Annotated in this window: 16 protein-coding genes and 1 tRNA gene; 6 read left to right on the forward strand and 11 right to left on the reverse strand. The window is 76.2% G+C overall.

Features of this window, described 5'->3' with window-relative positions:
- Positions 1-6 precede the first annotated feature (6 nt).
- Positions 7-633 carry a polysaccharide deacetylase family protein gene (locus LN037_RS17965; RefSeq protein WP_230755063.1) on the forward strand — a complete coding sequence of 209 codons (627 nt, stop codon included), beginning with the start codon at positions 7-9 and terminating at the stop codon, positions 631-633.
- A 4-nt stretch (positions 634-637) separates the two neighbouring features.
- Here LN037_RS17965 and LN037_RS17970 read toward each other — a convergent pair.
- The 6 genes from LN037_RS17970 to LN037_RS17995 all read right to left on the reverse strand — a co-directional run bounded on the left by LN037_RS17970 (position 638) and on the right by LN037_RS17995 (position 3,490).
- Positions 638-710 (reverse strand) — tRNA-Arg (locus tag LN037_RS17970).
- A gap of 132 nt (positions 711-842) precedes the next feature.
- Positions 843-1,292, reverse strand: a complete 450-nt coding sequence (locus LN037_RS17975) for an SAM-dependent methyltransferase (protein WP_230755065.1) — start codon at positions 1,290-1,292, stop codon at positions 843-845.
- Positions 1,289-1,954 carry an SDR family NAD(P)-dependent oxidoreductase gene (locus tag LN037_RS17980; protein ID WP_230755067.1) on the reverse strand — a complete coding sequence of 222 codons (666 nt, stop codon included), beginning with the start codon at positions 1,952-1,954 and terminating at the stop codon, positions 1,289-1,291. The genes LN037_RS17975 and LN037_RS17980 overlap by 4 nt, the downstream gene beginning before the upstream one ends.
- A 20-nt stretch (positions 1,955-1,974) precedes the next feature.
- A complete protein-coding gene (locus tag LN037_RS17985; protein WP_230755069.1) occupies positions 1,975-2,379 on the reverse strand; it encodes a nuclear transport factor 2 family protein in 405 nt (134 codons plus the stop codon).
- Positions 2,376-2,702 (reverse strand): rhodanese-like domain-containing protein, encoded by a 327-nt coding sequence (locus LN037_RS17990; protein WP_230755071.1) that lies wholly within the window; start codon positions 2,700-2,702, stop codon positions 2,376-2,378. The genes LN037_RS17985 and LN037_RS17990 overlap by 4 nt, the downstream gene beginning before the upstream one ends.
- The gene (locus LN037_RS17995) at positions 2,699-3,490 is read right to left on the reverse strand and encodes a GntR family transcriptional regulator (protein ID WP_230755073.1); all 792 of its coding nucleotides are present in this window, start codon (positions 3,488-3,490) and stop codon (positions 2,699-2,701) included. Before LN037_RS17995 ends, LN037_RS17990 begins: the two co-directional genes overlap by 4 nt.
- 85 nt (positions 3,491-3,575) lie before the next feature.
- Here LN037_RS17995 and LN037_RS18000 point away from each other — a divergent pair, with 85 nt between their 5' ends.
- From LN037_RS18000 to LN037_RS18015, 4 genes are all read left to right on the forward strand, one after another.
- Positions 3,576-4,631 carry a YeiH family protein gene (locus tag LN037_RS18000; RefSeq protein WP_230755075.1) on the forward strand — a complete coding sequence of 352 codons (1,056 nt, stop codon included), beginning with the start codon at positions 3,576-3,578 and terminating at the stop codon, positions 4,629-4,631.
- 47 nt (positions 4,632-4,678) lie between these two features.
- Positions 4,679-5,560: a class I SAM-dependent methyltransferase gene (locus tag LN037_RS18005; protein ID WP_230755083.1), complete on the forward strand. Its 882-nt coding sequence runs from the start codon at positions 4,679-4,681 to the stop codon at positions 5,558-5,560.
- 129 nt (positions 5,561-5,689) lie between these two features.
- The gene (locus LN037_RS18010; protein WP_230755085.1) at positions 5,690-6,259 is read left to right on the forward strand and encodes a hypothetical protein; all 570 of its coding nucleotides are present in this window, start codon (positions 5,690-5,692) and stop codon (positions 6,257-6,259) included.
- Between the two features lie 99 nt (positions 6,260-6,358).
- A complete protein-coding gene (locus LN037_RS18015) occupies positions 6,359-7,051 on the forward strand; it encodes a response regulator transcription factor (RefSeq protein ID WP_230755086.1) in 693 nt (230 codons plus the stop codon).
- A gap of 4 nt (positions 7,052-7,055) precedes the next feature.
- Here LN037_RS18015 and LN037_RS18020 read toward each other — a convergent pair whose 3' ends face one another.
- On the reverse strand, positions 7,056-7,949 hold the full coding sequence (locus LN037_RS18020) for a heparin lyase I family protein (protein ID WP_230755088.1): 894 nt from the start codon (positions 7,947-7,949) through the stop codon (positions 7,056-7,058).
- Between the two features lie 130 nt (positions 7,950-8,079).
- Positions 8,080-9,549, reverse strand: a complete 1,470-nt coding sequence (locus LN037_RS18025; RefSeq protein ID WP_230755090.1) for a HAMP domain-containing sensor histidine kinase — start codon at positions 9,547-9,549, stop codon at positions 8,080-8,082.
- A gap of 112 nt (positions 9,550-9,661) precedes the next feature.
- Between LN037_RS18025 and LN037_RS18030 the strand changes: the two genes are divergently transcribed.
- Positions 9,662-11,062, forward strand: coding sequence for a S1C family serine protease (locus LN037_RS18030; RefSeq protein ID WP_230755092.1), 1,401 nt, complete (start codon positions 9,662-9,664; stop codon positions 11,060-11,062).
- Positions 11,063-11,098: 36 nt separating this feature from the next.
- Here the strand turns inward: LN037_RS18030 and LN037_RS18035 are convergent, their stop codons facing one another.
- Genes LN037_RS18035 through LN037_RS18045 form a run of 3 tightly spaced genes read right to left on the reverse strand, consistent with a single transcriptional unit; the run spans position 11,099 to position 13,346 of the window.
- Positions 11,099-11,833: a class I SAM-dependent methyltransferase gene (locus tag LN037_RS18035; protein ID WP_230755094.1), complete on the reverse strand. Its 735-nt coding sequence runs from the start codon at positions 11,831-11,833 to the stop codon at positions 11,099-11,101.
- 17 nt (positions 11,834-11,850) lie between these two features.
- Positions 11,851-12,627 carry a TIGR04282 family arsenosugar biosynthesis glycosyltransferase gene (locus tag LN037_RS18040; protein ID WP_230755206.1) on the reverse strand — a complete coding sequence of 259 codons (777 nt, stop codon included), beginning with the start codon at positions 12,625-12,627 and terminating at the stop codon, positions 11,851-11,853.
- 26 nt (positions 12,628-12,653) lie between these two features.
- Positions 12,654-13,346 carry a glycosyltransferase family 2 protein gene (locus LN037_RS18045; RefSeq protein WP_230755096.1) on the reverse strand — a complete coding sequence of 231 codons (693 nt, stop codon included), beginning with the start codon at positions 13,344-13,346 and terminating at the stop codon, positions 12,654-12,656.
- Between the last annotated feature and the right edge of the window lie 24 nt (positions 13,347-13,370).

Consider the following 13,370-nt stretch of genomic DNA (forward strand, 5'->3'; position numbering starts at 1 on the left):
ACCGTGATGCTGCCGCTGGTGTCCGCGATCGCCCCCGTCCTGCAGGGTCGGGTGCTCCTCGCCGTGCCGACCCGGGCGCCGCGGTTCGCGGTGACCGTCGACGACGGGCCGGACCCGGCGACGACCCCGGCCCTGCTCGACGTCCTGGCCCGCCACGGGGCGCACGCGACGTTCTTCTGTCTCGGCGAGCGGGCGGCGGCGCACCCGGACCTCGCGGCGCGGATCGCGGCCGAGGGGCACGAGATCGGCAACCACACCTGGCGGGACCGGCCGACCTGGCAGCTCCCGCTCGACGCGTTCCGCGACGACCTGCGGGCGACGCAGCGGCTGCTCGCGGCCCACGGGCCGGTGCGCTGGTTCCGGCCGGGCTCGGGGTGGCCGACGTCGGGTCACGTGGCGGTCGCGGAGGCCGAGGGGCTGCGCTGCGTCCTGGGGAGCGCGGTGGCGATCGCCGGCTCCGGGGCGGGGACGGCGACGAGCGCGGCGTGGCTCGAACCGGTCGTGCGGCGCGGGTCGGTCGTCGTCCTGCACGAGGGCCCGCAGCGCGTCGGCGTCGCGGGCACGCTCGACGGACTGCTGGTGCGGACCGCGCGCCGCGGACTGGTGGGCGGGACGCTCTCGGCGCTGTTCTGAGGGGCGCCCCCGGCAGGATTCGAACCTGCGACACCCGCTTTAGGAGAGCGGTGCTCTATCCCCTGAGCTACGGGGGCCCACGTGCAGCGTAACCGCTCCGACGGGTCCGGCCCCGCGAGTGGTGCACGAGGCAGGTCTCCAAGGCCCTGGAGCGGCCTCATGTGCCTCTCGCGTTCGGAGCAGCGGCATCGGCGTTCGCGAGGCGGACGTCAGGCAGAGGTGCCCGGTCCGGAGCCTGCCTGCTGTGCACCTGGCGGCAACTCGGGCAGCACCCGCTCGACCCCGTCGACGAACAACCGCCCGCCCGGCCGCAGCGCCGCACGGATCGCGGCCGTCGCCGCGGCTCCCGGGTGCCGACCGTCGAGCACACCCACCCGCGTCGCGAACGCCAGGTCGAACGGCTCCTCGCCCGGCGCCGGCGCGAGGTCCTCCACGGCCACGCACCGCACGGCCAGGCGCCCGGCGGCGATCGCGTCCGCACTCGCCGTCCGGAAGGCCCGCACGGCAGCGACGGACCGGTCGACGCCGAGCACGAACGTCACCCGGCGGGCCACCTCACGCGCGGCGGCACCCGGCCCGCAGCCGATCTCGAGCACGCGCATCCACGGCTCGAGCGGCAGGGCGTCGACGATCGCGGCCAGGCGGGGCGAGAGGGTCACGCATCCAGGGACTCGGCGAACACGCGGAACTCATCGCGCCCGGTGTGCATCGACCACAGCGTCCCGCCGAGCACGGCCGGGTCCTTGCGCGGGTGCCCGGGCTCGATCGCCCCGGGGATGATCAGCTGCGCGACGTGGACGCCGTCGGCGGCGACCTCGTCGTGCAGCATCGTCGCGAAGGCGCCGAGCCCGGCGAACGCGATCGAGGTGCCCGCCACGCGCGACGACGGCCGCGCCCCGGAGCCGCCGTTGACGAACAGCACCGTGCCGCGCCCGAGGAAGCGCATCCCCGGCAGCACCTGGTGCACCGCGGCGACCGGGCCGTAGATCGACGTCTCCACCGGCCCGACGAGGTCGGCGGCCGTCGTCTCGAGCACCGGCCGCAGGAAGTCCTTCTGCGGCAGCGGGCTGTACTGCAGCACCTCGATCGGCCCGACGGTCTCGGTGATCCGCTCCAGCGTGCGCGCGAGAGCAGCCGGGTCGCGGGCGTCGGTGGCGAAGCCGTGCGCGGAGACGCCCTCGGCGACGAGGTCCGCCGCCAACCCGCGCGCCCGGTCGAGGTTGCGCGAGACCAGCGCGACGTCGAAGCCCTCCGCGCCGAAGCGTCGCGCCGTCGCGGCGCCCAGTCCGCGCCCGGCCCCGATGATCGCGATCGTCGTCACGGGGCCCTGACTGCCCGCGCTCAGGCGTCCTTGAACGTCGTCAGCTGCGCCCCGACCCGCTGTCCCATGGCCGCGCCGAGCGCCTGCAGCCCCGACAGCGGCCGCACCATCACCTCGAACTCGGTGATCAGCCCGTCGTCGTCCACGTGGATCAGGTCGACGCCGCGCAGCGCCTTGCCGTCGACCGTCGCCGCGAACTCCAGCACCGCGTCCGACCCCTCGCGGAACTGCCGGTGGTAGCGGAAGTCCTCGAACACGGTGAGCACGGTGGACAGGGCGAGCACCACCGCGTCCCGCGAGGGGTAGGGCGTGTGCGCGACGGGCGACCGGAACACCGCGTCGGGGTGCACGATCTCCGGCAGCTCGCTCATGTCGCGCCGCTCGACCATGGCGTGCCAGCGGGCGAGGGTGTCGTCGAGGGTCATGCGTCGAGCCTGCCGGGCGACCCGTCGTCGCGCACCAGTGCCCCGCCGTGCTCGGCGTACGCGCGCAGGCCGCCCGCCAGGCTCGCCGCGTCGACGCCGGCCCCGGCGAGCTGCTCGGCGGCCCGGCCGCCGCGGCCGCCGCCCCGGCAGGTGGTGATCACGGTGCGGGCCGCGAACTCCGCGGGGTCCAGCTCACCGAGCGGTCGGTGCAGCGACCCGGGTGCGTGCCCGGCCGCCCACTCGTCCGGCTCCCGCACGTCGACGAGCACGGCCTCCCCGGCCGCCAGCCGGCGCCGGGCCTCGTCGGGATCGATGTCGGTCATCGCGTGCCTCCCAGGTGGATGTCGTCGCGTTGGATCGACCAGGGCGCCGAGCGCCGGCCGAAGCTCGCCGTGAGGTGGAAGCGGTCGGCGCGGATCACGGTGTGCCGCCACTCGACGGGCCGGTCCTCGGCGGTCCCCAGCCGCTCGATCCGGAAGACGGGTGCGCCCGGGGCGATGTCGAGGAGGTTCCCGACGGCGGGTGCGGCCACCTCCGCGTGGATGCGCTCGCGGCCGCCGTCGACGCGCAGGCCGGCGCGCGCCGCGAGCTCGCCGTAGAGGGCGGTGCGGGTGAGGTCCGCCTCGACGAGGGGCTCGGCGTCGGCGAAGGGCAGCCACGCCCGGTCCCAGGCCAGCGGCTCGCCGTCGGAGAGCCGGAGCCGCTCGACGACGAGCAGCGGGGTGGACTCCTCGAGGTCCAGGCGCCGGGCGACCACCCCGTCCGCGACGCGCTCGAGGCGTCGGACCTCGCTCGTCTGCGTCCGACCGGCCTCCTCGACGGCGGCGAACAGGCTGTAGGCCTCCCCGACCGGCTGGTCGATCGCCGGCGGCGGCCCCGGACGCGCGACCCGCGGCGCACGCCCGCGCTCGGCCACCACCACGCCGTCCGCCCGGAGCTGGGAGAGGGCCTGCCGCACGGTGTAGCGGCTCACCGCGTACTCCTCGGTGAGCGCGATCTCGCCGGGGAACGCGGCGTCGAACTCCCGCGCGTGGATGCGGCGGACGAGGTCGTCCTGCAGCTGACCCCACAGCGGCCGCCCGTCGGCCCGGCGCAGTGCCCGCGGTCCCATCGCTCACCTCCTCGCTTGACCGTACATCGTGCCGGGCCTAATGTCCGGACAGATCGGTACGGACATTCGAGCGGAGGCGGTCGGGATGGCGGTCAGCGAGACCCCGGGGACGAGGACGACGACGACGCCGGTCGTGGTCGTCCGGCGGGTCCGCGACGTGGTGCCGGGCCTGCTCGCCGCGCTCGCCGTCGCGGGCGTCGCGACGGCGGCCGGCGCCGAGGTCCCGGTCGTGGGCGGGCCCGTCCTCGGCATCGTCATCGGCCTGCTGCTGGCCACCGTCCTGGCGCCGGGTCCGCGCTGGCGGCCGGGCTTCGCCGTGGCGGCGCGGCCGGTGCTGCAGGCGTCGATCGTCGTGCTGGGTGCCACCCTGTCGCTGACCCAGGTCGCCGCGGTCGGCCTGTCCTCGCTGCCGGTCATGCTCGGCACGCTCGTGGTCGCCCTCGGGGGCGCCTGGCTCCTCGGTCGCCTGCTCGGCATCGAGCGGGACACGACCCTGCTGGTGGGGGTGGGCACCGCGATCTGCGGTGCGTCGGCCATCGCCGCCACCCAGTCGGTGCTGCGCGCCCGGGAGTCGACCGTGGCCTACGCGATCGGCACGATCTTCGTCTTCAACATCGCCGCGGTGCTCGCCTTCCCGCCGATCGGGCACCTGCTCGGGCTCGACCCGCACGCCTTCGGCCTCTGGGCGGGGACCGCGATCAATGACACCTCGTCGGTGGTGGCCGCCGGGTACGCCTACGGCGGGGACGCCGGCCCGTACTCGGTCGTCGTCAAGCTGACGCGCAGCCTGATGATCATCCCGGTCGTCATGGCGGTCGCGTTCCTGGTCGCCCGGCGGGGCGGCGCCGCGCCCGCCCCGGGGCGACGCCCCCTGCCCTGGACCCGGCTCGTCCCGCTCTTCCTCGTGGGCTTCGTCGTCGCCTCGGCGCTGACGACGGTCGGGGTGGTGCCGACCTCGTGGCACCCGGCGGTCACGGCGGTCGGCACCTTCCTCATCACCACCGCCCTCGCGGGCATCGGGCTCTCGATGCGCCTCGCCGATCTCCGTCGCGCCGGGGTGCGTCCCCTGCTCCTCGGCGGTTGCCTGTGGGTGCTGGTGGCCGCGAGCAGCCTCGGCATCCAGGCGATCGCTGTGAGCTGATACGCAGCAACCGCTTTCGGTTGTGCCCTACCGGGTACTCGTTAGGCATGCGAACCAACGGGGACCGGTGGGACATCACGACGAGCGTCGGGGCCACGGCCCTGGGCGTCGCGGCAGCGCGCGCGGTGGAGAGCAGGCACCCCGCCCCGCTCGTCGACGACCCCTTCGCGCAGGCGTTCGTCGACCGCGCGGGGCTCGACGTGAAGCTGCCCGGCACCGCGACCGCCGACGCGGACTCGGAGGACACCTGGGGCGCGATGTCGACCTACATGGGCATCCGGTCGCGCTTCTTCGACGAGTTCTTCACCGACGCCGCGCGGGAGGGGATCCGCCAGGTCGTGATCCTCGCCGCCGGCCTCGACGCGCGCGCCTATCGGCTCCCGTGGCCCGACGGCGTGACGGTCTACGAGGTCGACCAGGACGCGGTGCTCGAGTTCAAGGACCGCGTGCTCGACGAGGAGTCGGCGCGGGCGAGCGTCCGGCGGGTCCCGGTCACCGTCGACCTGCGCGACGACTGGCCGGCCGCCCTCACGGCGGCCGGGTTCGACCCGTCGGTGCCGACGGCCTGGCTCGCCGAGGGACTCCTGCCCTACCTGCCGGCCGAGGCCGAGGACCTGCTCTTCGAGCGGGTCCAGCAGCTGTCCGCGCCCGGCAGCCGCATCGCCGTCGAGCACTTCGCGTCGGCCTCGACCCTCATCGCCGACCACCCGCGCTTCCGCGGGATGCAGCAGGCCCTCGGGCTCGAGATCGGCGAGCTGTTCTACCCCGAGGAGCGCGGGCGGACCCCGGAGGTCCACCTCGCCGAGCTCGGCTGGAAGGCGCTGGGCACGAGCGCGAAGGACCTCGCGGTCGCCTACGGCCGTCCGCTCGACGACGACACCCTCGAGCTCATGGGGCAGGTGGAGCTCCTCGAGGCCCTGCGCCTCTGAGGCCGCGATCGGAGACCGCGGGTCGGTTCCGGCCCGCCGTCGCCGACCGCGGTCGCGATCTATGGTGCGTCCCGCTGAACCGATCTCGCCGCTGACGGGTGACCCGCTCGCTGGTTAGGGTTCCCGACCATGACGACGGTGCTGGTGACCGGTGGCGGCGAGCGGCTCGAGCAGGTGACGGCCGCGGTGAGGGCGGCGGGTGCGGAGACGGTCGTGGTGGACGACCCGGGCCGGCTCGGCGAGGCCGTGAGCGGGCGGACCTTCGACGGCTACGTCCAGCTCCCGGTGGCCATGACCCCGGGTGAGGGCAGCGTCGTCGCGAAGGTCGAGCAGTTCCTCACCCAGGGCATGCTCTCCCGCTTCCGCGCGGCCGCGACGGTGCTCCCGACGCTCGCGCCGGGCGCGGAGGTCCTGCTCGTCGGCGGGCAGACCAACGTCGACGTCGACGCCCCGGACGACGCCGACGCCCGCGCCGCGATGCTGCGCGTGCTCGCCCACGCCCTGCGCGCCGAGCGGGCGCCCGAGCGCCTGACCGTGCGCGTCGCGAACTCGAGCTGGACCGCCGAGCAGATCGCGGCCAAGGTCACCGGCACCGGTCACAGCGGGCCGACCGACCAGGGCCCGGACGACGCGGCGATCGGCAAGGCCTACGCGGACTGGCGCGCGGAGGTCGTCGGGCTGGCGCGGGTCGAGTTCTAGAGGTGCGCTGCGCGCCCGTGAGTACCTGTGACGGCTATGGCCGTCACAACTGCTCACGGGCCTCAGGCACCTCTCAGGACTCCTGTCCATAGTGGTGCCATGCGGATCCTCGTCGTCGACGACGACCGGGCCGTGCGCGACTCGCTGCGCCGGTCCCTGGCGTTCAACGGCTACCAGGTCGAACTGGCCACCGACGGGCAGCAGGCCCTGGACACCATCCAGCAGGAACGCCCGGACGCGCTCGTCCTCGACGTCATGATGCCCCGCCTCGACGGCCTCGAGGTGTGCCGGCGGCTGCGCAGCGCCGGCGACGACCTCCCCGTGCTCGTGCTCACCGCCCGCGAGGCGGTGTCGGACCGGGTCGCCGGGCTCGACGCCGGGGCGGACGACTACCTCGCCAAGCCGTTCGCGCTCGAGGAGCTCCTCGCGCGGCTGCGGGCGCTGTTGCGGCGCACCTCGCCGGAGGACCGCGACCGCGACGACACGCCCGACCCGCTGACCTTCGCCGACCTCTCGCTCGACCCCGTGACCCGCGACGTGAAGCGCGGCGACCGCGCCATCACGCTCACGCGCACCGAGTTCAGCCTGCTCGAGCTGCTCATCGCGAACCCCCGCCGCGTGCTCACCCGCAGCCGCATCCTCGAGGAGGTCTGGGGCTACGACTTCCCGACGACGGGGAACGCGCTCGAGGTCTACATCGGTTACCTGCGGCGCAAGACCGAGGCCGACGGCGAGCCCCGCCTGATCCACACCGTGCGCGGCGTGGGGTACGTGCTGCGCGCCGACGCCTGACCGGTCAGCGCCGCGGGGTGATGCCCTGCACGTTGATCGACTCCGCGGTGGGGCCGGCGACGAGGCGCGTCGTCGTCATCGCGGAGTCCTGCGTGATCGACGGGTCGCGGTAGAGGCCGAGCTTCAGGTAGTCGCCGCCGTCGAGCAGGGTGCCCTGCGGCGGATGGTGGCCGAGCAGCGCGGGCCGCCCGTCGCGCCACACGTCGATCACCGCGTCGTCCGGCGACCGCGAGAAGTGCACGTGCAGCACCACGTCGATCGTGTCGTCGGGTCGCAGCGGACCGAGGTCCTGGTGGTCGGTGCCGACGTTGGCCAGCCGCAGCCGTCCCTGCCCCGCCTCCAGCGCGATCGGTGGGGAGCCGGAGTTGGCGCGCTGGTGCCACTGCAGCACGAGTTGCCAGGTGTCGGTGTCGGTCGGCAGGTCCTGCAGGCGGCTCACGTCGTGCACCCAGAGGTCGTCGCCCTCCCGGTACTCGGGCAGCCGGGGCAGGACCTCGGCGCGGCGGGCGCCCCCGGGGATCGTGAAGCGCAGGCCCGGCCCGTCGACGACGCGGGGGCGCGGGGCGCCGTCGACCTGGCCGTCGGCGGTCATGTCGAAGTGGCCCGCGAAGTCCCCGACCGCGGAGTCGAACACGCCGTCGCCGGTGGCGGGGCGGGCCGCGAGCGCGCGACCCGCGGCGAGGGTGTCGACCGCGGCGGTCGTCGGGCTCGCGTCGGCGCCGGTCGCGAGCGCCGGCGGCGGCGTCACGGGGGTCGCCGCCGGGTGGCCGCCGGACAGGGCGACCGGGACGGCGATCGCCGCCCCGGCGAGCACCGCGGCGAGCAGGAGGCGGGCGCGGCCCGGGCGCGGCGGCTCGGGGGAGCGGTGCGCGGGCGGGCGCGGCAGCGTGGTGGTCATCGCACGCGCCCGGCCCCGTCCATGCCCTGCCCAACGACGGGCCGCGGCCTGGCTGGCGGCGGTGACCGTCGACTTGCTGGACCTCGCGGGCCAGGCCCTCAGCGCGATGTGGCTGTCCCGGCCGGGCGGCTCACGCGCGCGGCAGCCACAGCCGCAGTAGCGCCCCGCCCGAGGGCGCCTCGTGCGCGGCGACCCCGCCGTGGTGGCGGGTCGCGGTCTGGGCGACGATCGAGAGCCCGAGCCCCGAGCCCGGCATCGTGCGGGCGTCGGCGGAGCGGAAGAAGCGGTCGAAGACGAGCTCGCGCTCCTCGGGCGCGATGCCCGGGCCCTCGTCGGCGATCTCCAGCACCGCGGTGCCGGGCCGTTCGGGCGCCATGCCCTCGCGCAGCACGACGGTGACCGTGGCACCCGGCGGGCTCCACTTGGCCGCGTTGTCGAGCAGGTTGAGCACGGCCCGCTCCAGCGCGCTCGCGTCCCCGACGACCTCCAGCGGCGCCAGCTCGGCGGCGAACGTGACCCCCGGGGCCCGCGGCCGGGCGCGGTCGAGGGCCCGCTCGACGACCTCGGAGAGGTCCAGGTGCTCGGCGGCGACCTCGGGCGGGTCGTCGCGGGCGAGCTCCACGACGTCGCCGACGAGGGTGGCGAGCTCGTCGATCTGGGCCCGGAGGTCGTCGGTCAGCTCGGTCCGGTCCTCCGGGGAGAGCCGCGGCGCGTCGGGCCGCCCGGACGCGGCGCCCTCCTCGGCGGCGACGAGCAGTTCGAGGTTGGTGCGCAGCGACGTCAGCGGCGTCCGCAGCTCGTGCCCGGCGTCGGCGACGAGACGCCGTTGCCGGTCGATCGAGGACGCGAGCGCGGCGAGCATCGCGTTGAAGCTGCGCGTGAGGCGCGCGATCTCGTCGCCGCCGGTCACCGTGATGGGCTGGAGGTCGCCGGTGCGCGCGACGCGCTCGGTCGCCGAGATCAGCCGCTCCACCGGACGCAGCCCGGCGCGGGCGATCGCGACCCCGACGAGCGCCGCGAGCACGACGCCGATGGATCCCACGACGACGAGGACGATCGCCAGCCGCGAGAGCGTGCGCCGTGTCGGCTCCAGCTCCTGCGCGAGCACCAGTGCCCGGCCCGTGCCCGCCTGCACCGCGACGACCCGGTACGGGGCGCCGCCGACGATCCCGGTGCGCGGGGGCTGCGGGGTCCCGCTCGCCACCGCGACCTCCGGGCTCCCGATCGGCGGCACGCTGCCCTGGATGGACAGTGCCCGGCCGTCGGCGAGCACGATCGCGACCCGGAAGTCGCCTGCGGCGAGCGCGTCGGACGACACCGCCCGGTACAGCAGCGACGGGTCGGCGAGGTCGCTCGAGGCCGCCGCGGTGGCCCGCTCGACGAGGCTCTCGTCGAGCTGGTCGTACAGCGCGCGGTAGGCCGTGAGGAACACCGCGACGGCGATGAGCGCCACGAGCAGCCCGGCCCCGACCGACACCAGGATCGCCACGCGGCGGCGCAGCGGGATCTCCAGGAGCACGTGCCAGCCCGACGGCGGGCCGGGTCGCTCGGTGCCGGCCCCCGCCGTGGCGTCGGCGGGTCCGTCGGGTCCGGGGTTCATCACCCCCGATCCTCCCCGATCACCGCGTGCGAGGACGGTGACCTCCCCGCCGACCTCCTCACCGACCTCCCCGTCGGGCCCGGGGGACGCCGATGAGGAAGGCTGGGGAGCCATGAGCGAGACGCCCCGTCCCGACGGCGAGCCGGCCCGCGCGGGGGAGGAGCCGTCGACCGACGAACGGCCCGGTCTCGGCACCGGCTACGGGTCGGGCGGCGGGGTCCGCTGGGCCGACGGCCCGGGCGGCACCGAGCCGACCCGGTCGTGGTCCGGGGCCCCGTTCGGCGCCTCCGCCCCGGCGGCGGGGTCCGACTACGGCTGGGGCCGACCCGGCCCGTCGTCGGGCATGACCGCCACCCCGCCCGGCGGCTTCCCCGCCGACGCGGGCGCGGGCTGGAGCACCCCCGGCCCCGGCCGCCCGGAGCCCGTTCCCGACGCCGGGCGTGGTGGCGTCGGGCGGCGCGGCCTCGTCCTCGTCGCGGTGGTGGCGCTCGTCGCGGGCCTCGTCGGCGGGGCGATCGCGGGCTCGCTGTTCTCGTCGTCCTCGGTCTCGCAGACCTCGCTCGGATCGACGTCGGACGCCGATCCGCTGCCGCCGGCGCCCGCGGGCTCGGTGGAGGCCATCGCCGCGACCGTGCTGCCGAGCACGGTGCAGATCGTCGGCGCCACCGGCGCGGGGTCCGGCGTGGTCATCTCCGCCGACGGGCTGATCATGACGAACAACCACGTCCTCGCCGCCGGTCGGTCCGGCGGCCTGCAGGCACTGTTCGCGGACGGGACGGCGGCGCCCGTGACGCTGGTCGGCACCGCGCCGTCGGCCGACATCGCGGTGGTGCGCGCCAGCGGGGTGGGCAACCTGCGGCCGGCCACGCTGGGCGACTCCGACGAGCTCCGGCAGGGGCAGGCGGTCGTGGCCGTCGGGTCGCCGCTCGGGCTCTCCGGCACCGTCACCACCGGCATCGTCTCGGCGCTGCGCCGTCCGGTCGCGGCCGGCGGGTCGGCGGCCGACCAGAGCAGCGTCATCGACGCCATCCAGACCGACGCCGCGATCAACCCCGGCAACTCCGGCGGGCCGCTCGCGGACTCCGCCGGCCGCATCGTCGGGATCAACACCGCGATCGCGAGCGTCACCGGCGGCGGCGCCGGCCAGGAGGGCGGGTCGATCGGGCTCGGCTTCGCGATCCCCATGAACCACGCGCGGCGCATCGCGACCGAGCTCGTGGAGACCGGCCGCGCCACCCAGGCGATCATCGGCGTGCAGGTCGCCGACCGCGGCGCCCGCGGGGCGTCGATCGCGTCGGTCACGCCGGGGTCGCCGGCGGCCGCGGCGGGCCTGCAGGCGAACGACCTGGTGACGCGCGTGGACGACCGGCCCATCGAGGACGCGAACGCCCTCGTCGCCGCGGTGCAGTCGAGCCCGCCCGGGCAGGTCGTCACGTTGACCGTGTCGTCCGGCGGCGGCGCGCCGCGGACGGTGCCCGTGACCCTGGGCAGCCAGGTGATCGGCGGGCGGTAGCCCGCCGGTCGGCCCGCCGGCGGGGCGGGCCCGGGCTCAGCGGGCGAGGACGGCGAACGCCCGGCCGTCGGGCCGGGCGGTGCCCGCCGGGTCGGGCAGCGCCGACTCCGACCAGGAGCGCTCCACGACCCGCAGCCCGGCGGCCTCGGCGACCTCGTCGACGGCCTCGGACCCGAGCACCGCCCACGGGAACCAGGTGCGCGGGGTGTCCGGCGGGTCCTCCCGGTCCTCCCGGACCAGGTGCGCGGCGCCCTGCCACAGCCCCGTCCCGGGCTCGACCTCGAGCAGGACGGTGCCGGACTCGGTCAGCAGCTGGTCGCAGCGACGCAGCAGCGCCACCGGGTCGCCGCCGATGCCGATGTTGCCGTCGGCCAGCACCACGTGCTGCCAGCGGCCCTCCCCGGGGAGGCGCTCGAAGGCGTCGCGGTGCAGCACCGCGGCGCCGCGCTGCAGGCACCGCTGCACGGCCTGGACCGAGACGTCGACGCCGAGCGCCGGGACCCCGCGGTCGGCCAGGGCGACGACGAGCCGGCCCGGTCCGCACCCGAGGTCGAGCGTGGCCCCGGAGCAGCGCTCGAGCAGCCAGTCGTCGACCTCGTCGGCGTCGTCCTGCCAGCGCTGCACCGCGAGCGGCAGCACGACGCCGTCGGTACGGACGAGACGGTGCTCGAACCCGGCGAGCGCGGCGTCGAAGACGGTGCCGTCGAGGGTGTCCGCGCCGGACCCCGGACGTTCGCGGGCGGCGTCCACGACGGCGAACGGCTCGGTCATGGGGCTGCTCACCGACGTCACGGGCGTCCACCTCCGGACACTGTTGCGGTGGTGTGGCGCGCGGGGACGGCGTCGTCCCGGTCGCCGAGGAGCTCCGCGACCGCCCGCGCGAACCGGCCGTCGGGGACGAGGTCGGCCACGGCGACCGCGTCGTCGGCCGTGTCCACGTCGGACAGCGTCTCGAGCTCGGCCACCGCGTCGTCGCCGAGGGCGTCGCGCAGCGCGGCCAGGGTCCGGGCGCCGGTGTCGTCACGAGAGGTCGGGATGGTGGAGATGATCGCCGCCCGGCGCGGGTCGTGCAGTGCGAGGGCCCACCAGCCGCCGTCGTGGGCGAGCCCGATCGCGGCCGTCGTGCCGGACTCGACGGTGCGCAGCGCGCGGTCGAGCAGCGCGGCGTCGAGCTGCGGGGTGTCCATGCCCACCTGCACCGTCGCCGCGCCCGGGAAGAGGACGGCGGCGTCGGAGTGCACGGCGTCGATGCGCTCGCCGAGCGCCTCGCCGCGCTGGCGGACGACGGTGTGACCGGCGAGGGCCGCCGCGATCTCGTCTCCGCGCTCGGCGTCGCCGAGGTCGCCCTCCAGGGCCACCAGCACGCGCGCACCGGGTACCGCCGCCGCGGCGTCGAGGGTGTCCAGCAGCGCGGCGGCGGCGATCCGCGCCGCGCCCTGCGGGGTGGCGGGCGGGGTGAGCCGGGTCTTCGCCCGGCCGGCCACGGGTGCCTTGGCGAGCACCAGCACCACCCGGGCGGTCGGGCCGTCCCCGGACGTTCCCGCGCCTGCCTGGTCGTCCTGCATGATCGGCGCGTTCGCACCGCCCGGTGTCATCGGTTCACCCGGATCGACGCGCCGTGCGCGCGGGTGCGGGCGAGGGCCTTCGTCATGTCCCGCACCGCGCGGGCCGTGCCGCGCACCGAGCCGGACACCTTCGACCGTCCGCCGGCCCGCGGCCGGTACGCCACGTCGACCTCGCGGATCGTCCAGCCCGCCGCCCCGGCCCGGATGAGCAGCTCGAGCGGGTAGCCGAAGGCGCGGTCGGTGATGCCGAGGTCGAGCAGGGCCTGCCGGCGGGCCACCCGCACCGGGGCGATGTCGCGGACCCCGACGCCCTGCGCCCGCATGAGGCCGGAGAGCACGAGGTTGGACAGCCGCGCGTGCCAGGGCCACACGCCCTTGGCCGCGGGGACGCGGCGGCCGACGACGAGGTCGGCGTCGGTGTCGAGCAGCAGCCGGACCATCGCCGGCAGCTCGGCGGGGTCGAGGGATCCGTCCGCGTCGATCGTGGCGACGACCTCGGTGCGGCTCGCCTCCAGCCCGGCGTGCACGGCCGCGCCGTAGCCCTTGCGCTGCTCGTGGACGACCAGCGCGCCACGCCCGGCGGCGAGGTCCGGGGTGCCGTCGGTGGAGCCGTTGTCGGCCACCACGGCGTCGAAGCCCTCGGGCAGGGCGTCGAGCACGGCGGGGAGCGCCTCGACCTCGTTCAGGCAGGGGAGCACCACATCGACACGACCGCTCACCGTGGTCACGCTATGAGGTCGGGT

This window comes from Actinomycetospora soli, assembly GCF_021026295.1.
Lineage (GTDB): Bacteria > Actinomycetota > Actinomycetes > Mycobacteriales > Pseudonocardiaceae > Actinomycetospora > Actinomycetospora soli.